This is a genomic window from Paenibacillus sp. NPDC057886, assembly GCF_042796655.1.
Taxonomy (GTDB): Bacteria; Bacillota; Bacilli; order Paenibacillales; family Paenibacillaceae; genus Paenibacillus.
Map to the genome: position 1 here is coordinate 192,972 of NZ_JBHVMZ010000010.1, position 19,480 is coordinate 212,451.

Below are 19,480 nucleotides of genomic sequence, written 5' to 3' on the forward strand. Positions count from 1 at the left end.
CTTAACGGTTGGAGCGCGGATCAAAAGCATCCTGCAGCCCATCACCGAAAGCGTTAAATGCAAACATGGTGAGCGAGATCATCAGACCGGGAAAAAACAGTCTCCACCATTGTCCGCTCAGGATGACCCCAAGCGAATCGTTAGCCATTGTCCCCAAGCTGGCGATGGGTGACTGGATACCGAGTCCCAAAAAGCTCAGAAAGGATTCGGAGAAAATAGCGGATGGAATCGTGAAGGTCAGATTGACGATAATGATTCCAGCCGCGTTAGGCAGCAGGTGCCTGAAAATAATCTTGGCATGGGATGTGCCGAGCTTCTGCGCTGCGAGTACGTATTCCTGTTGTTTTAATTGCAGGATCTGACCTCGGACGACGCGTGCCATACCAACCCAACCGGTAATGGACAGGGCAATAATCATCGTTAGCAATCCCGGTTTCATAATGACAAGAAGTAGAATGATAACCAGCAAATACGGGATACTGTACAAAATTTCAATGATTCGCATCAAAAAGCTGTCGATTCGATCGCCTGTCCGTCCCTGTCCGGCGCAGTAACCGGCGATTCCGCCAATCAGAACGCCAAGCACGAGGTCAATGGCTGCGGCGGTAAAGCCGATGAGCAGCGATATACGAGCGCCTGACCAGGTACGGGCCCACATATCCCGCCCGAGATCATCCGTGCCAAACCAGTGATCGACCGAGGGTGGCAGATTAGTCTTGAGTAAGGACTGTGAGCTGGGCGAATAGGGAACCAGTAACGGGCCTATCAGAGCCAGCGCAATAATGACAACGAGCAACAACAAGCCAAGCAAGGATAATCGATGGCGAAAAATACTGTATGTACGTTGTTTCCATAAGGGAAGACCCGGGCTGGCTATGCGATTCGCAGTCAACTGGCTTCGATCTGCCGGTGCGAAGCGGGGGTCCGACGTAATGGGGTCTGTTGTTGTAGCTTTCATGCTAATCTCCTTTGCTGGACAGCTTGATTCTCGGATCGACGATCCGGTACGACAGGTCGATCAGGAAGAGGGTGACGACCAGAATGACGCTGTAAAAGATCGTCGTTCCCATGATTACCGGGTAATCACGATTGAAGATACTGTCCACGAAATATTTGCCGATTCCCGGAATGGCAAATATCTTTTCAATCACGAAGGTGCCGGTGATTACGGAGGCGAAGAGCGGCCCGATAAAAGACAACACCGGAATGAGTGCGTTTCGCAGTCCGTGCCGGATGACGACTGACCAGGTAGATAATCCTTTGGCTTCCGCTGTTCTTATGTATTCCTGCTGTAACACATCCAGCATACTGGTCCGCATGAAGCGGGCGATGACAGCCAGCGGCGTCACCGATAAAGCCAGCGAGGGCAGTATCGTATGCTGCCAGGTCCCCCAGGATGCAACGGGGAAGAGTCTCCATTGTACGGCCGCGTATTTAATGAGCAGCGGTGCAAGAATGAAGCTCGGGACTGATATCCCGATAATGGCAATGAACATGGATATGTAGTCCAGCGGCCTTTTATGGAACAGGGCGGCAACCGTACCCAGTGCAATGCCTGCAATTAGCGCAATGACAATGGACTGGATGCCAAGAAGGGCGGAGGGCGGAAACCCTCGTGCGATCAACGTGTTGACATCGGTCGTTTTGGACTGGATGGAGGGCCCCAGGTCCAGCACCAGCAAATTTTTCAAATACAGTGCATACTGGACAGCAAGTGGTTCATCCAGATGATATCTTGCACGCATATTTTGCAGTACAGCTTCAGGTATCGTTTTGGAATCGTTGGAAAAAGGGTCGCCAGGGATCATGTGCATGATTAGAAAGGTCAACGTCACAATGATCCAGAGCGTCAAAAGCATGGTGAAAAAGCGTTTAACAATATACATGGTGCAAATCTCCTGTTCTGTTTCTCTAGGCACTCTTCCCAATTAATCTACTACTGTTCAATTAAGCCTCGCACAGAAATGTACACATTCGATGTAGAATGTGAGAAACTATTAAAAGCTGATAAGAATACTAGGTATATTAAAGTGATTTGTATATATTGTCAACATTAGGTTGCAGGTTTGTCACCCTTATAGCTAGAATGAAGAATAAAATAATCGAAAAAAAGGGGCCTTTTAATGATCCAGATAACGATGCGTCAATCCAAGCAGGCAGATCAGGAGCACCTTGCTGAGTTGCGAGCCCTGGTTCTATATGATGATCTACACAGGTTGGGAAGGTTCGATGAGGTGAAGGTTCGTGAACGTTTCCGTAATACATTCGACCCTGCCCACACGTGGATTATTGAGGTCGAGGGTGCACTGGTGGGATGTGTGGCATTGAAGCCCAAGTCGGAGGAGATTCTACTGGAACATTTCTATATCCATCCCGATTATCAGGGTCAACAAATAGGGACTCAGGTGCTGAACAAACTGCTGGAACGGGATGAGCTCAAGGGCAAACGTGTTATTTTAAATGTGTTGCAGGGCAGTCCGGCTCGGCGTTTGTATGAACGCTTTGGGTTTGTCTTGGACAGTGAAGATGAGGTGGATGTGTTTATGTCCGTTCAAGTGCAGTAACCGTTACTGTACATCTATATAAGTTGAACTATTCTTTTACACAGAAACGGAGAGGACAGAAAAAACCTGGAAAAGCGAAGCGTTCGCCTGAAAGCTTTCTGAAAGAAAGCTACGTCGTAAGCATAGGCTTATCAGCGGATTTTTCCCTTGAGAAAAGGGAATCAAAAAAATCTGGGGATAACAGCGATTGGAAGGTTATTCTGTCATCGGAGTGTTCAGTGTAAAATCTTTAGTTCAAGTTATATAACAGACCCATTCATTTAATTCTTGAATGGGTCTATTGAACTTTTCTATTATACTTTCCAGTGATGGTATCCTAATATGGATAATAACCTACTTTTTATATAGGAATTATATAGTATGGAGAATACCAAGATGCCGCATTGGAAGCGAAATCTGTATATTCTGTGGTTTGGCCTGTTTTTTAATCATATGTCTTATACCTTGTCTGTTCCGTTCTTTCCGCTGTTTCTGCAAAATGATCTCGGTATTCAGAGTGGATTGGAAGTCTGGTCCGGCATTTCGATCTCGATCAGCTTTCTGATCAGCGGACTATGTGCTCCATTCTGGGGATCGCTGGCTGATAGATACGGCAGCAAACTGATGCTGATTCGTTCGGGCGTTGGTCTCGCCATTGCTCACCTGGCTAATTATTTCGTTTATGATCCTTACACGTTTATTGCTGTGCGGATATTTCAGGGACTCATGGCCGGCTTCAATCCTGCATCCATTACATTGGTCGGCACCAATACACCGGAGAAGCATGTAGGTTATGCGCTTGGTGTCATCTCCACATCCACGGCTGCCGGGGGAATTCTGGGACCGCTTGTGGGTGGTGTACTAAGCCATTGGATCGGGCTGCGCGGATGCTTTATCGCATCGGGAATCATTACGCTGCTCTCGGCTGTGATGGTGATCTGGGTAAAAGAAGCCCGCGGTCCCCGCACTGTGGTTCGGACAAGTATTCTGGGTGATCTGAAAAAAGCAGCCTCCACTCCGGGATTAATGCGGATCTATGGTTTGATTTTGCTCGTTTCAACTTCCGTGCTCATTATTGAACCTGTGCTCACGCTTTATGTGGTCCAGATTGGTGGAGACGTCAGTAGTGCAACACTCAGTGCAGGAATCGTCTTCTCGGCTATCGGTGTGGCAACGGTGATTATGGGGCCGCGCTGGGGACGGATTGGCGGGAAGATCGGATACGAGAAAACGCTGTTTATTGGTCTGCTGGGCGGCGGCATGGGCAGTTTACTGCAACTGACGGCGCATAACCTCATTTATTTTGGAAGTCTGCGATTTGTCTATGGTCTGTTCTTCGCTGCGGTGTATCCGGCCTTAAATGCGTTAATCATCAAATATGCTGACCGGGATTTCCGGGGAAGGGCTGTTAGTCTGAGTCAGACTGCGAATCAATTCGGTATTGTACTCGGCCCGTTACTCGGGGGTTTTCTGGGCGGATGGACGGGGATTCCTTTTATTTTTCTCCTTACAGGCATTGTACTTCTGGGAGCAGCCTGGACAGTCCGGGTAAGCGAAAGGAACCAAGCGAATAAACCCGGAGTGGGCATGTCACCAGCAGAAGCAGGCGGAAACATCATAAAGAAATGATGAAACGATGAAAATGATCCTCAGAGAAAAAAAGGTTACTCGGACTGAATTAATTGGTCATCACCACAACATAGGGAGGAATTAATATGTCACAACGACGATTGAGATTGGGAGCAAACTTGAATGGAGTGGGAAATAGCATCTCTTTTTGGCGACACCCGGATATTCCGATCAATGCCAGCGTAAGCCTGGATTTCTACAAGAAGCAGGCGATTAAGGCGGAGGAAGGGAAGTTCGATCTGCTCTTTATTGCGGACGGCCTCTTTATTAACGAGAAATCCAATCCCCATTTTCTGAATCGTTTTGAACCGTTAACCCTGCTCTCCGTTCTCGCGGGAGCAACCTCACACATCGGGCTGGTTGCAACGTTGTCCACCTCATACAGTGAGCCGTTCACAGTGGCAAGACAATTTGCTTCTCTGGACCATATTAGTGGAGGACGAGCCGGATGGAATGTAGTCACTTCACCACTGGAAGGCTCGGCACTGAATTTTGGCAAAGGTGAACATCCGAACCACGCGCTGCGCTACGAAATTGCAGAAGAACATCTGAATGTGGTTAAAGGCCTGTGGGACTCCTGGGAGGATGATGCGTTTATCGGGGATAAAGAGAACGGTGTTTTCTTCGACCCATCCAAACTGCATACGCTGAACCACAAGGGAGATCACTTCTCCGTTCAGGGGCCACTAAATGTGGCACGTTCCAAACAGGGACATCCGGTCGTTTTCCAAGCAGGTTCTTCCGAATCCGGCAAGGATCTGGCGGCCCGATCGGCCGATGCTGTATATACGGGGCATGAGACGCTGGAGGAAGCTCAGGAGTTCTATTCGGATGTGAAGGCAAGAGCGGTGGCTTATGGACGTAAGGCAGAAGATATCTTGATTTTCCCTGGCATCGGTCCCATTGTGGGCAGAACGGAGGAAGAAGCCGAGCGCAAGTATCAGGAGATTGCGGAGTTGGTCAGTATTGACCAGGCATTGAATTATTTGGGCCGTTACTTTGATCATTATGACTTCGCCCAATTCCCATTGGATGAGCCTTTCCCGGAGATTGGTGATTTGGGCAGTAACAGCTTCCGCAGTACAACGGACAAGATCAAGCAGCAGGCACAAGAACAGGGACTGACCCTCCGCCAAGTGGCATTGCTTGCATCGACGCCGCGTACATCCTTCATCGGTACACCGGATCAGATCGCTGATCAGATTCAGGAGTGGTTCGAAGGTGAAGCGGCGGACGGTTTCAATATTCGCACAGTTGTGCCGAATGGACTCGCGGACTTCGTGGATCTGGTCGTACCTGTCTTACAAGAACGCGGCCTGTTCCGAACCGAATATGAACATGAGACACTGCGGGGTAATCTGGGTCTTGAGATTCCACGCAATCGATATACATTGGAGACGGTAAAATAAATCAATTATCGTACATCGAACTTGCTTTCAGTTCAAAATGCTATAAAAGCGATCCAGAAAGCTCCTATCATAACCACAACACGAAGAAACCAGCAAGTCACCCATCATCTGGGGACCTGCTGGTTTCTTTGGTTAAGCTGCTGCAGTTATAGGCTTATACTCTCAGATCAATCTCAAACGTCTTGATTTCATAAGGTTCAAGAGCAAAAGTTATCGGTGTATTATACAGGAGTTCGCCCTCCGGTACTTCCATAAGATTGCATTCTCTCCACGCGTGAATCCGTAGATCGCTTGTCAGTTCAAGCATATTCATGCTGCCGGAATAATCATGAACGCGTACGATGACACGATCGGAATCCTCCGCCTTCTTAACTGCCGAGATCATGGCTGTGCTGCCGGACAAGGTGAACATGGAGCGACTTGGCTGCTCTGATTGTCCCTGTGTATATTGAGCTGGAGCATTTAGAAGCCAGGCTTGCTGCACGGTTCCGCCAACCAGCCAATCTCCCTGATGCGGAAGAAGAGCATAGGTGAAGCTGTGCAGTCCCTGATCGGCATGTGGATCAGGGTGCGTAGCGCTCTTGATCAGGGTCAGCCGCATGACGTTATCTTTAATGTCATAACCGTACTTGGAATCATTCAGCAAACTGACGCCATAACCTCTGTCGGACAGATCCGCCCATTGATGGCCAACGGATTCGAAACGCGCCCAGTCCCAACTTGTGTTCCAGTGCGTCGGCCGTTTAACGTTGCCGAACTGAATATCATAGGTGGCTTCGGTAGAGCGGATGCCGACTGGGAAGGCAACTTTCAGCAGTTGCTGCTGTTCATGCCAATCCACCTCTGTGGCGTAATCGATTCGCCGCTGCCCGGCATATACAGTCATGTTCTGCGTAATCGTGGAGCCAAGGTATTCCCAAGCGAAGCGAATCACGGCCTGAAGCGGCCCAGTCTCTACGACTTCAATGCTGGTGCATTTCGTAATCTCTCGCATATCCTCCTGATAGAAGATATCAATATCCCAGGCTTCGTGGGCAAGCGGTTTGTCCTCGAACACCTGAAGCACATTGCCTCTAGCGCCTTTGGCAAGCACCTCACGGTGTGACTCTTTATCGTAAAGGCGGGTCAACTGCCCATTCTCGTTCCACTCGAGCAGATAGAACGGTGTTTCGATCCCATTGGCTGTGTGGATGAATGGCGAATGATCAGGGATTTCGTTTACCGTACTGATCTGGAAGTGAATGGTGGTATACCCCAGCGAAGGAATATCCTTCACCTCGACGGACCAACATGCATCCTGGTATTGAGCGTTCAGGATCTCACCGGAATCGCTCAGCCAAGTCCCCGTTTCCAATTCACCTGATGCCGCAGGAATGCTCACAATTTCTGTAACGACCCATGGGGAGGAGTTCCAAATGGTGTACGTATGCGGAGATTCTCCGCTGCCAGCGATAGCCATCCGAGCCTGCGTGTCCACGTGACTGCCAATCTGCTCAGCTTCTGCATATTCAATTCTGCTATCCTCATACACCTCTGTGATGGAGGAACCGGGAATGATGTCATGGAACTGGTTGCGCAAAATGATTTTCCAACCCGCAGTCAGAGACTTCGCTTGATACAGATTCCAGTCATTATGCACAATACTTTGCAATGCATTCAGCCATTCTGCTTCGCGGTAAGCCAGCTCAAGCTTGCGGTTCATCCGTTTGTTGTACGCCTGACTGGTATACGTTCCGCGGTGATACTCCAGATACAGTTCGCCATCCCATGTATGGATGTACGAATCGGTTTTCTCCACTGTCTCCTGCAGCTTTTCAAAATAATCATCTGCACGTCCTGTCTTAACCTTGGGCAGTCCGGGCAGTTGATCCAGCCGTCGTCTCATCTCCAGCATTTCACGGTTAACTCCGCCTCCGCCGTCTCCGTATCCGTACGACAGCAGCAGATCCTGGTTCATCTCCTTATCGCGGTAGGCATCCCAGATGCCCTTGACCGTCTTCGGAATGATTTTCCCGTTATAGGTATAGAACCATGAACCCGGCTCGGACCAAGGCTCAGGCGTGGTAATGAAGTGGGTCAGCACCTCTGAGCCGTCAATTCCGCGCCAGTGGAATGTATCGAATGGCATGCGGTTGTATTGGTTCCAGCTGATTTTGGTCGTCATGAACGTATGAATGCCGGATTTTTTCAGAATTTGCGGCAGGGACCAGCTATAGCCGAATACATCTGGCAACCAGAGATATCGGCAATCCGTCCCGAATTCTTCTTTGAGAAAACGAGTACCGATCAGCAATTGCCGGACCAGAGATTCGCCCGAAGTCAGGTTGCAGTCAGCCTCCAGCCACATGCCGCCGCCCGCTTCCCAGCGACCTTCAGCGACACGTTCCTTGATGGATTCGTACAGTTCCGGGTAGTCCTCTTTCACATATTCGTACAATTGGGGCTGTGTCTGAAGGAAAACATACTCCGGGAACATCTCCATCAGTCGCATGACCGTAGAGAAGGAGCGGGCGCATTTCTCGCGCGTATGCTTCAACCGCCACAGCCAGGCAACGTCAATATGAGTATGGCCGATACAAGTAACAGTCACATCAGAGGCTTTGTCCATCGCACTCAATCGGGAGCTCAAGTCATCCCTTGCGTCATGCACAGAGGAATAGAACACATCGGACTTAGGCTGCGACCAGTCAATCAGGCGGAAGGACTGCTGGAGCGCATGAAGCAGCTTTGTGCGTTCCGGTGCATGGGCATCCAGAATGTTGACCGTTTCCAGAATCGCCGACCCTGTAAATACAAGATCATCAACAGCTTCATCCAGCCAGCACAGTTCTGCTTGTCTGAACGTATGCGTCTGATTGCGGGGCTGACCGCCACCTTCCAGACCGGACCATAAGCGGAAGACCAGCTCGTTGGTGCTACCTGCGGCAGAGGCTGGAAAGAACACTTCCTTGTGGTTGGAATCTACGCCTTGAAATGGCTTGCCATCCCAGTAGAACAGTGATTCAAAGCCGGAATTGTTACCACCCCCGGTATCGCCAAAATCAAACAGTCCGACAATCCGTTTATCTGCCCAGGAGGCAGGGAACTCGACTTTTGTACGCAGCCACAAATAGAGATCTCGACCGGACCAACTTTCTCCTGTATGCATAGGCTTCCAATGGCTATCATCTGCCGGCAGGACCGGGTTGATCTCTTCCCTGCGGTCTTCGCAGGCAAGAAAATGATTTAAAGGCAAACGATCCCGGTAACGGAGCTCGGATAATTCATGAATACGTGCTTGTAGTTTGTTTTCAGTAAGAAACATCGTTAAAAACCCCCAGTTCATTTTATCGGGGAGTGATTCATATATAGAGAGCATCCAAAGCGAGTATGTATTACATAACTTTTATAGGGGAATGCGCCCATTATAGCGCTTCCATTCAATTTTGACAAATCATAATATGGATTACGGGTTCTGAGGGCTGGTGATTGTCGAATTTAACCAAACGGTGATACACTGAGTTGGAAATTGGTCTGGAGGAGGTGTTCAGGCGCGAATGTCCAGGATACGAACCATGTATAAGAACTACTTGAAGAAAAAAATGTTCAACAAAATCCTGCTCTTTTATTCCATGGTGATGGTCCTGTTGTTCATCAGCATATCGGTGGTGGCCTATCGCTATTATGAACAGCGAGTGGTACAGGAACAAATGGATGCCAGTTTGCAGGAGCTGGATATTGTCAGTATCAACCTGAATCAGCAATACGAACGGCTGTATAATGCCGTGCAGCAGATTTATACCGACGCCATGATCGGCGATGATCTGAAGTATTTTTTGACTCATGAATACGAGGATTTTCTCAATTGGCGTCTGAATCAATATGCTTCCAGCTACCGTACAGAGCGAGGGAACTTCGATTATCAATTACGTCTGCTGCTAAAGGATGAGGCTTCGATTGCAAATGTCGTGTTATACAGCACGGATCAGGATTTCTTCTATGTTCTTAATCGGGAGACTCAGCACTTTTACTACCATCCCAAGCTGTCTGCAGGGCATCAGGACTGGTTCCAGCGTCTGAGGAGTGCACCTTGGCAGTACATGGGCAGCGAACCGCTGTTCGAAGGGAAAATGGCTGATGAGCCTACCCCGTACAGCTACGCAAATGTGCTCAAAGACTCCGTGACATTGAAGCAGTACGGTGCAATTATGTTTGAGCTGAATACAGACCGCATTAAAGGGCTTCTTCGAGATAGACTCGATGGCAAGGACAGTCGGATCATGCTGATGACAGGGGAAGGTGAGGTGATCTTCGATTCGCAGGGCAAGTATGACAACACCGTCTACCCGTACTGGGGGAAGATGAATTTGCCGGAGGATTGGGTGGATCTGGAGGAGCGCTCCAAGGTGCAGCTGCTGAATATCGGGAATACGGGAATGGTCGTGGCTTCTATTATTCCGGAGTCGCAAATCAAACAGAGCCTTCAGGCGATTCGTTTCAGCCTCATTGGGATTGTGATTCTGTGCATCATGGTTAGCATCGCGGTGACGTTCACCATCATCCGCCGTTATTCCAAAAAAATTCACAGACTCGTGCTTTACATGCGGCGCTGGCAGGAGGGTGATTTGAGTAAACGTATCGAGATGGAGGGGGAAGATGAGCTGCAGCAGATTTCGCAGAGATTTAATCATATGTGTGATCGGCTGGAGTCTTACATAGAAACAGTGTATGTGTCGGAGATCAAACAAAAGAACGCGCAGCTTGTCGCTTTGCAAGCCCAGATTAATCCCCATTTTCTGTACAATACGCTGGAAAGCATCCGCATGAAAGCTATCAGTTTGGGAGCCAGGGATGTTGGGCAGATGATTTATATTCTCGCCACGATGTTCCGTCATTTGATCAAAAAGCAGACCCATGTAACCTTGGCGGAGGAAATAGAGCTGTGCGGCATGTACCTGGCTTTGGTCCAATATCGGTATGAGGACAAGCTGCACGTGGAGACGCATATCGAGAATGCAGCGGCGGGAAGCATGGTCGTCAAGTTGCTGGTCCAGCCGATTATTGAGAATTACATTGTGCACGGTTTTCGTACGAATGATGAGGATAACCGGATCTCAATCACAGCCGAAGAAGAGAACGGCGTGATTCGTATCCGTGTAAAGGATAACGGAAAGGGGATTTCCGCGGAGAGATTGCTTGAACTGCAACATGGGTTGTATAAGGGCGATGAAGCTGCTGAGACATCTGACCGATCTTTGGGTCTTAAGAACGTGCACGACCGCATACGTCTGAATTATGGCAGTGATTATGGTCTGCACCTGAACAGTGTGGAGGGTGAAGGATGTGAGGTGACCATCAGCATTCCAGTTACAAGGGAGGAAACGGGATGAGAAGTGTAATGTTGGTCGATGATGAGCCGCTTATTGTGAAAGGAATGCAAGCCATCATTGATTGGGATCAGAATAACATGCAGATTGCCGGAACGGCATGCAATGGGTTGGAAGCGCTAGCAATGATGGACGAGGTTCCTGTCGATCTGATTATTACGGATATCATGATGCCGCAAATGACCGGACTTGAACTGATCCGGGAGACTAAAGCGCGCAATCCATATACCAAATTCATTATTTTGAGCGGTTACGAAGAATTCAAATATGTGCGGGAGGGCATCTCGCTTGGGGTCGAGAACTACCTGCTCAAGCCAGTCAATATGGATGAACTGGAAGCGACCATCAAGCATATGCAGCGGGATTGGGAGCACGAAGAGATGCGCCAGATTCAAATGGATCAGAGCTGGAGGATTCTGCGCAACAATATTTTGCAGCGATGGGCGAACGAGACCATTGACGCCAAAGAATTCCGTGAGCGTGCGCAGATGCTTGAGATTCCCATGAACAAGTCCACATATTGTGCGGCTTCTCTGCGGATTGTAGGCGATGATAAGGGGGATGATCCCCAGATGTATCTGCCGGGAATTGCTGAGCAGTGTGAGCAGATCGGGAACAAAGACCTCCCGGATGGCTGCGGTGTTATCTGCTTTCCCGATCAGGAGGGAGACATCATGCTGCTGTTCGTTTCAGATGGTACGGAAGGTAGTGCTGAATGGCAGCTTCAGGCACTCAACAGGATGAAGCAAGCGGTCGCCGAGGACACAGGTGCACGTGTATGGGGGATCATGGGTCAATCCGAGTCGACCTATCTGGGTTTTCCGAAGAGCTGCAAGTCCGTAAAGCTGTGGCTTCAGAATCATTTGTTTATAGATTGTAATACCTTCATCATGCAAGTGGAGAACGAAGAAGCTGCCAATGAGTATCAAGAGAAGCCAGGGCCTGCGATGGAGCAGTTCCACAAGCTGCTGCGGGATGGGGAAGGTACAGAGGTGGACCGGTTCATCGACGAATTCTTCATTGCTGAGGGTAAGGAACCCTGCCTCCCGAGAACACCGTTCTTCAATTCTGCGATCCAGCTTATGCTGGCCGCCAAGGAACTGGAGAAAACGCCTGACTACGGGGACATCTTCGGACCCCTGTCCAGAATTCATACGCTCAGCAAACTGAAACAATTGGTCAGAAAAGTTGTTCATCGCACGCTGGATACATATCATACCGCCGAGAAAACGTACAGCCCGCATATCATGTCTGTGCTGGAGGTGGTGAAAAATCACTATCAGGATGAGCTTTCACTTAAGACGCTCAGTCAGAGGCTGGAGCTTCATCCGAACTACCTCGGCCAACTGTTCCAGCAAGAGGTCGGTACCACTTTTTCTGATTATGTGAACCAGTACCGAATCGAGCGTGCCACTCATTTGCTGTTATATTCGGACAAAAAGACGGCAGAAATAGCGGGCGAGGTGGGCTATTGGGACTCCACTTATTTTTACAGACAGTTTAAGAAATATGCTGGCGTTTCTCCTACGGAGCTGCGCTCGATCTACATGAAAAAATAAGCCGGGGGCTCCGGCTGAATGAAGATACTCCCCATGTGGGGGTGTCTTTTTTGTTATGGAATGAATGTACGATCTTTAATTAATCCATCAATTTATTGGGTTTTTCAACTATCTCAAAATTGGTAGCGCTTGCATAATGGAGGTAGGAGTGAACGAGGAAATCCAAAGTACCAAAAGGGCTTAGGTCCAGTGTTGATTATAGGGGATTAATGCTGGATGCAGCTAAAGCGATAATGAACGAGATTATAAGGAGGGACAGCCGTGCAGGGCATCTTCAAAAGTCTGATGAAGAACAAGGCTTTTCTTCTGCTGGTACTGCCGGGAGCAGCTTGGTTTATCATTTTTGCCTATTTGCCAATGTTCGGAACGATTATTGCTTTTAAGGACTTTCGGATTCATCCGGGCGGATTTCTTGAAAGCGTTCTAAAAAGCGAATGGGTCGGGTTCAAGAACTTTGAGTTTCTGTTCTCCACCAGTGACGCCTATATCATCACACGTAATACCATTCTGTATAACCTGGGTCTGATCTTTCTCGGGTTGGTGCTCGCGGTGACGCTTGCGATCATCATGAACGAACTATTGAACAAACGGCTGGCGAAGATCTACCAGACCGCGATGTTTATGCCTTATTTCCTGTCCTGGGTTATTATCAGTTATTTCGTCTTCTCGTTTCTGAGTGTGGAAAAGGGTGTGTTCAACCAGATCATTACCTATTTTGGTGGAGATCCGGTTAGTTGGTACAGTGAGACAGGGTATTGGCCGTATTTTCTCATTCTGCTCGGCCTGTGGAAAGGTGCAGGTTATGGCAGTGTAGTATATCTGGCGGCAATCGCAGGTATCGATCGTTCTTATTATGAAGCAGCGATGATCGACGGAGCCACCAAGTGGAAACAGATCCGGTACATAACGCTGCCACTGCTCAGACCGCTAATGATCATCCTTACCATTCTGGCGATCGGCGGGATCTTCCGTTCCGACTTTGGACTGTTCTATCAAGTTCCGCGGGATTCTGGTGCACTGTATCCGGTCACCAATGTTATCGACACGTTTGTATACCGCGGCTTGACCATTATGGGCGATACGGGAATGAGTACAGCTACAGGATTGTATCAATCGGTCGTTGGTTTGATTCTTGTCCTACTGGCAAACTATGCTGTGCGTAAAATTGAAAAGGATTATGCCGTATTCTAGGCTTGCGGCAAGGGGGTGCTGTCCATGAGTAATTTAAGCGAACCGGTAAAGCGGGCATCTGCCCAAGCGAAGAGGAGCAGAAAGAAATCGAGAGATCTGAATGCCATTTCGCCATTATCCAATGTGATTTTTAATATAGCTATCGGTCTGTTTGCCTTATCTTGTATCTTTCCGTTTCTGTTCATCGTTATCATCTCATTTACCGATGAGAAGACGCTGGCGATCAATGGTTTTAAGTTATTCCCTGAAGTCTGGACGCTGGATGCCTACCGATTCCTTATGGAATCCGGGCAGCAGATGGCCCAATCGTTTGGGGTTACCTTAACGGTGACGGTTGTCGGAACCGCGCTGACACTGTATTTGGTCACCACGTATGCGTATGCCATCTCGCGCAAAAATTTTGCACAGCGTCGGTTTTTCAGCTTTTTGGCCTTCTTCACCATGCTATTTTCCGGCGGTCTCGTTCCCAGTTACATTGTGGTTACGCAGGTGCTGCACTTGCGGGATTCGATATGGGCGCTGATCCTGCCGTCGATCATGAACGCTTTTTACATTATCGTTATGCGTACATTTTTCACGACCACCGTGCCGGATGCGGTTATTGAGTCGGCCAAAATCGACGGAGCTACTGAATTCGGTATTTATACGCGCATCGTACTGCCGATCTCGTTGCCAGGTATTGCAACCATCGGATTGTTCAGTACATTAGGATTCTGGAATGACTGGTTCAATGCGCTGCTCTATATCGACAATGCGAATTTGATTCCGCTCCAGACGTTGCTGATTCGAATTCAGAACAATATGGATTTTGTTGTGCAAAACAGCAGCCGTGTCGTGTCCTACGACATTGCCTCTACATTGCCAACGGAGACCGTCCGCATGGCGATGGTTGTTCTGGCTACACTGCCAGTTGCGCTGGCGTATCCGTTTTTCCAAAAGTATTTTATACAGGGCCTGACGATTGGTTCGGTCAAAGAATAAGTCTGGTTGTGCCTGCCCTCAAAGGGCAGTAACAATAACACTGATAAGGGGGATACACATGAAGACAAGAAAAATTGCTCTGCTTATGGCTGCCTTAATGCTTGCTTTTGCTACGATGCTAGCAGGCTGCGGGGGCGGTAACACCAATGATACTAGCGGGAATACGGCATCCGGGGGAGAGTCCGGTGATAAGGACACGGTGAAGCTCAAGGTCTATCTGATCGGTGGCCCACAGCGCGACCTGCCCATTGTACAGGATGAAATGAACAAATACTTAATGGAGAAAATAAATACAACCGTCGACATCACGATGATTGACTGGGGCGACTATTCCAAGCGGATGCCGGTTATTACCGCTTCGGGCGAAAATTATGATATCGCTTTCACCTCTTCCTGGGCTTATGACTATCTGCCAAATGCTACAAGAGGGGCGTTCCTGCCAATCAATGATCTATTGGATAAGTACGGTCAGGGCATTAAAGAGCAGCTTGATCCACGCTTCCTTACAGGATCGCAGATCGGTGGTCAAAACTATGCCGTGCCAGTAAACAAAGAGTTGGCTTCCCAATGGGTATGGCGCTTCAACAAGCAGTACGTTGATAAATACAACATGGACATCACCAAGATTCGCACATTAGAGGATCTGGAGCCTTACCTGCAGCAAATCAAGGACAATGAACCGGCCGACATTACTCCGCTGGCTGTTCCGAAGGGCTTTAAGCCTTATCTGGCGTTCGACTTCCTGTTGGGTGACGAATTCCCGGTTGGTATCAACATGAATGGTGACACCGGCAAATACGTTAATGTGCTGGAATCCGAAGAGCTGAAAAGCTCGCTAAAAACCATCCGTAAATACTATCAGGCTGGTTATCTGCGCAAGGATGTAGCGACACTGGAAGGCATCGACAACATCAAGACAGGCAAATGGTTTGTTGACCGTGAACAGACACAGCCGTACGCCGAGCTGGGATGGTCCAGAAGTGCGGGCTATGATATCGTGACTACACCGATGCAGGATCCGGTTATTTTCACTGGCTCGGCAACAGGTGCGATGCATGCTATCTCGGCGAACTCCAAGAACCCTGAACGGGCCATGATGTTTCTAAACTTGCTGAATACCGATCCATATCTGCGTAACCTGATCAACTACGGTATCGAAGGAACACATTACAAAAAGATTTCGGATAATGTCATTGAGGATCTGCCAGCGATGAAGGACGGATTCCAGATGCCTGGTTTTGCCCTGGGTAACCTCTTCCTGACCTACATGCACAAGGAAGATCCAGCCGATAAATGGGAAGCGTTCAAGGAATTTAACAATTCCGCGAAGGTTGCTCCAAGCTTTGGCTTCAACTTCAATCCTGACCCGGTGAAGACAGAAGTGGCTTCCATCTCCGCCATCGTGAAGGAATTCTACCCATCCATCATGACGGGGGCAGTTGACCCGGATGAGCATCTGCCGAAAGCGATCGAGAAGTTGAAAGCGGCAGGTCTGGATAAAGTGATTGCAGAAGCGCAAAAGCAATACGATGAATGGAAAGCTGCAAATCCACAATAAGCCTGGAACATAAAGTAGACATGGAAACGTCTGTCCGGTCTATCCAGGTCAGCGCTGATGGTGTGAATTGGTCAGGTGTAGTTCATGTAAAAGGAAATACGGCAGCCCGAATCTATGAGTTTGAGGTTCGTGGGTTGCAGCCGTAGTTGGCGGTTGGAAAGTTACAAGTGTAGCTGTGAAATTAGCAAAAAAGGAACCATGCGGTCAATCCGGTTTCAATGACGGCTGGCTATCCTTGAAGTAGCCGGTCGTCTAACGGGTGTACCGCACTGCATCAGACTACGGCTGAATATGACTGAATTTGAGGCTCACAGATCTTTGGATCTTGTGAGTCTTTTTACGTTTATGCTGGATTCGCTTGCAAAAGGTTTAAAATCGTTGTTTTAGATAAAAAATCGGTTTTGCAATCAAAGACAATGCTAATGAAAAGTCTTATATTGTAATTAAAAAGATAAGAAAGGAGTGAAGGTGATGAAGAATAGAAAGATCATGTTTGCTCGCCCGCTGCAAGTGGAAACGGTAGAAGAGGACTTTATTTTGCCAGCTTTAGGTGAGAAGGAAGTATTGGTTAAACTGATCTATTCCCTCATCAGTCCAGGAACGGAGCTGGCGATGTTATCGGGAAAAGAAGAGTGGGCCAAGCTTCCCGTATGTCCGGGGTATGCGAGTGTAAGTGAGGTGATCGAGGTGGGACAGGGTGTACACCATGTTCAGCCTGGGGACGCTGTGTTCCATTATGGTCAACATGCTGAATATCAAGTGGTATCCACAGATCATGTTTTCATCAAGGTGCCTGAGCACTTGGATTTGAAGTGGGTTCCCTTCACCCGTATGGCAACCGTGGCATTCACCTCAGTTCGTGTATCCAATATTGAACTTGGGGATGTTGTGGGTGTGACGGGGCTTGGATTGGTAGGGAATTTGGCTGCTCAATTGGCACACCTTCAAGGTGCAACTGTGATTGGCGTGGACCTGTCACCAGAACGAATCCGAACTGCCCAGACATGTGGGGTTGACTATACGCTTCGTGGCGGAGAAGATAAAGTAAAAGAAAAGATACATGCCATAACGAATGGAGCAGGTGTATCCACTCATATTGAGGCGACGGGTGTACCCAGTGTAGGTGTTCAAAGTCTGGAGTGGATCGGGAAGCTGGGAGAGATTATTTTCCTCGGCAGTCCACGAGGCGAATATAACACGGATGTCACCGATATATTGAACTACTGCCACCTGTATGGACGAGGCTGCATTACGTTTAAGGGGGCACATGAATGGCGCTTCCCGGTTGAGCCGAACGAATTCGTTAAGCATTCCCTGGTGAGAAATTCGAACATTGTATTTGAACTGATGTTAAAGAACAAGCTGCATATTGAACCATTGATCAGTCATGTGATGAAGCCGGAACAAGCGCAAGAAGCATACGAGGGCCTTAGAATAAATAAAGACCAGTATAACGGTGTACTGTTTGACTGGTCCTAGGAGGAGATTGGAATGATTAGAGGGTTAACAAGAGCAGGTTTAGGGAACATCGAGTCCAATGAACAATATATTACGAATGCTGCAAAATACGGATTTCAGTCTGTAGATTTGAATCCGCTCTCATTCATTCAAGAGGTTGGCAAGGAACAGGCCAAACATCTGTTGGAAAGCAATCAGATGATCATCGGTTCATCCGATCTGACGGTGGACTGGAGAACCACAGATGAACAGTTTCGTGAAGGACTTCAATCGCTGGTTCAAATGGCAGAAGCCTCCGCTTCGTTGAACTGTTACAGCTGTTGTACCTATATTTTACCTTCCACGGATCAGCCAGCAGCATCGTTTATGGCGGCAGCTACCAAACGATTGAGACTATGTGCGGATATTCTGGGCGCATATGGAATTCGGCTGGGTCTGGAGTTTGTCGGTTGCCATCATCTGCGAACCCAATGGAAGAATCCATTTATTTGGAGTGTGGAGGATACGCTCGACTGGATCGAAACGATCCATGCTCCGAATGTAGGTTTATTGGTGGATTCCTATCATTGGCATACGAATGGATTAAAGATTGAAGAAGTGTTGAATCTTAAAAAGGAACAGATTGTCCATGTTCATGTCAATGATGCCTATGATCTACCTATTGAAGCATTGCTGGATCATGAGCGTTTATACCCTGGCGAGGGAGTAATTGATCTGCAGGGGTTCTTGAAGAATTTGAAGACAATTGGATACACTGGCGTCGTATCTCAAGAGGTGCTGGCACCAACGCCAACCCTCGATTCAAGTGAATTGTTTGCCAAGTCCAAAGCAGGCTTCGATAAAGTGTTTGCGAAAATATAACCGGATCAGTGAGAAGGCAGTTGGGAGGAATTACATGTGTATGAGCCATGGATGAATAGCATTTCGCCATTCGTAAGAGCGGCAAGAATGACGGAATCCTTTTCTTTGGCAGGGGAATGGATAGACCACGATCATGTGTATACATACATTGAACAAGGGGAAGCGGAGTTCTTCTTGAGTGGTGTGAAATACCTGGTCCAAGAAGGCGATATTGTGCTGATGCATCCATTCATGTCTCATATCATTCGGTCCACCTCTACGCAGCCATTGATTCAATATATTTTTCATTTTGATCTGTATTATGAGGAAGAGCGTAGTTTATTGAAGACTACGAGTGCAACTCATAGTGAAAGACCTGGTATGGCGGATAGGGAAATGAAGCTGGCTTCCATACGCCCAATCTCTCATTTGCAGCTAGCCGATCGAATCGAATGGAAAAAGAGATTTGCGCTCATGCATAAGGAGTTTGAAGAGCAGCGGGGGGGATCTTCGTTAATCACGAAATCCATATGTTTGGAATTGCTGCATCTGTTTTTCAAAAATCAATCCGAAGATCAGGACCAAGAGGGGAACATGACCAAGGGATGGGCATTCATCGAAAAGTCGATTCGTTATATTCATGAATGCTACGCCGACCCTCAATTAAATAATGTTGCCATCAGTAGACATGTCGGTGTATCGACGAACCATTTATCGCATTTGTTCAAAAGTAAGCTGGGGACCACCCTTCACAAATATGTGACACATATCCGAATAGAGCAGTCCCAGAAAAGAATTATGGAAGGAACACATAATTTAACCCGGATTGCCGAGGAGGTTGGCTTTTCGAGTATTCATCTGTTCAGTCGGTCTTTTAAGGCTGCTGTAGGCATCACACCCAGTAAATATGCAGCGATGAAATCGAGGGTATAGTGGGAATAGGCTG

15 protein-coding genes are annotated in these 19,480 nt (G+C 48.2%); 12 read left to right on the forward strand and 3 right to left on the reverse strand.

The window, feature by feature from the left end:
* Position 1 precedes the first annotated feature (1 nt).
* Both ACFVQB_RS28780 and ACFVQB_RS28785 read right to left on the reverse strand, forming a co-directional pair.
* The gene (locus ACFVQB_RS28780; RefSeq protein ID WP_379447415.1) at positions 2-958 is read right to left on the reverse strand and encodes an ABC transporter permease; all 957 of its coding nucleotides are present in this window, start codon (positions 956-958) and stop codon (positions 2-4) included.
* A 1-nt stretch (position 959) separates the two neighbouring features.
* A complete protein-coding gene (locus ACFVQB_RS28785) occupies positions 960-1,886 on the reverse strand; it encodes an ABC transporter permease (protein ID WP_053781546.1) in 927 nt (308 codons plus the stop codon).
* A 237-nt stretch (positions 1,887-2,123) separates the two neighbouring features.
* Between ACFVQB_RS28785 and ACFVQB_RS28790 the strand changes: the two genes are divergently transcribed.
* The 3 genes from ACFVQB_RS28790 (at position 2,124) to ACFVQB_RS28800 (ending at position 5,581) form a co-directional block, all read left to right on the forward strand.
* On the forward strand, positions 2,124-2,564 hold the full coding sequence (locus ACFVQB_RS28790) for a GNAT family N-acetyltransferase (protein WP_379447419.1): 441 nt from the start codon (positions 2,124-2,126) through the stop codon (positions 2,562-2,564).
* Between the two features lie 360 nt (positions 2,565-2,924).
* Positions 2,925-4,172, forward strand: a complete 1,248-nt coding sequence (locus ACFVQB_RS28795) for an MFS transporter (protein ID WP_379447422.1) — start codon at positions 2,925-2,927, stop codon at positions 4,170-4,172.
* Positions 4,173-4,258: 86 nt separating this feature from the next.
* The gene (locus ACFVQB_RS28800; protein ID WP_379447425.1) at positions 4,259-5,581 is read left to right on the forward strand and encodes an LLM class flavin-dependent oxidoreductase; all 1,323 of its coding nucleotides are present in this window, start codon (positions 4,259-4,261) and stop codon (positions 5,579-5,581) included.
* A gap of 154 nt (positions 5,582-5,735) precedes the next feature.
* On the opposite strand, the gene ACFVQB_RS28805 is transcribed toward ACFVQB_RS28800, so the two are convergent.
* On the reverse strand, positions 5,736-8,885 hold the full coding sequence (locus ACFVQB_RS28805; RefSeq protein ID WP_379447427.1) for an alpha-mannosidase: 3,150 nt from the start codon (positions 8,883-8,885) through the stop codon (positions 5,736-5,738).
* A 232-nt stretch (positions 8,886-9,117) separates the two neighbouring features.
* Between ACFVQB_RS28805 and ACFVQB_RS28810 the strand changes: the two genes are divergently transcribed.
* The 9 genes from ACFVQB_RS28810 (at position 9,118) to ACFVQB_RS28850 (ending at position 19,467) form a co-directional block, all read left to right on the forward strand.
* Positions 9,118-10,950 carry a cache domain-containing sensor histidine kinase gene (locus ACFVQB_RS28810; RefSeq protein WP_379447430.1) on the forward strand — a complete coding sequence of 611 codons (1,833 nt, stop codon included), beginning with the start codon at positions 9,118-9,120 and terminating at the stop codon, positions 10,948-10,950.
* A complete protein-coding gene (locus ACFVQB_RS28815) occupies positions 10,947-12,506 on the forward strand; it encodes a response regulator transcription factor (protein WP_379447433.1) in 1,560 nt (519 codons plus the stop codon). The genes ACFVQB_RS28810 and ACFVQB_RS28815 overlap by 4 nt, the downstream gene beginning before the upstream one ends.
* Before the next feature lie 285 nt (positions 12,507-12,791).
* Positions 12,792-13,697 (forward strand): ABC transporter permease, encoded by a 906-nt coding sequence (locus ACFVQB_RS28820; protein ID WP_205524889.1) that lies wholly within the window; start codon positions 12,792-12,794, stop codon positions 13,695-13,697.
* Positions 13,698-13,721: 24 nt separating this feature from the next.
* Complete coding sequence (locus ACFVQB_RS28825) at positions 13,722-14,678, forward strand: carbohydrate ABC transporter permease (protein WP_379447449.1); 957 nt, start codon at positions 13,722-13,724, stop codon at positions 14,676-14,678.
* Between the two features lie 58 nt (positions 14,679-14,736).
* Positions 14,737-16,236 carry an ABC transporter substrate-binding protein gene (locus tag ACFVQB_RS28830; RefSeq protein ID WP_379447452.1) on the forward strand — a complete coding sequence of 500 codons (1,500 nt, stop codon included), beginning with the start codon at positions 14,737-14,739 and terminating at the stop codon, positions 16,234-16,236.
* A gap of 20 nt (positions 16,237-16,256) precedes the next feature.
* A complete protein-coding gene (locus tag ACFVQB_RS28835; protein ID WP_379447454.1) occupies positions 16,257-16,382 on the forward strand; it encodes a hypothetical protein in 126 nt (41 codons plus the stop codon).
* 325 nt (positions 16,383-16,707) lie between these two features.
* Complete coding sequence (locus tag ACFVQB_RS28840) at positions 16,708-17,715, forward strand: zinc-dependent alcohol dehydrogenase (protein ID WP_379447456.1); 1,008 nt, start codon at positions 16,708-16,710, stop codon at positions 17,713-17,715.
* 12 nt (positions 17,716-17,727) lie between these two features.
* Positions 17,728-18,555 carry a sugar phosphate isomerase/epimerase family protein gene (locus ACFVQB_RS28845; RefSeq protein WP_379447457.1) on the forward strand — a complete coding sequence of 276 codons (828 nt, stop codon included), beginning with the start codon at positions 17,728-17,730 and terminating at the stop codon, positions 18,553-18,555.
* A gap of 36 nt (positions 18,556-18,591) precedes the next feature.
* On the forward strand, positions 18,592-19,467 hold the full coding sequence (locus tag ACFVQB_RS28850; RefSeq protein WP_379447462.1) for an AraC family transcriptional regulator: 876 nt from the start codon (positions 18,592-18,594) through the stop codon (positions 19,465-19,467).
* Positions 19,468-19,480 lie beyond the last annotated feature (13 nt).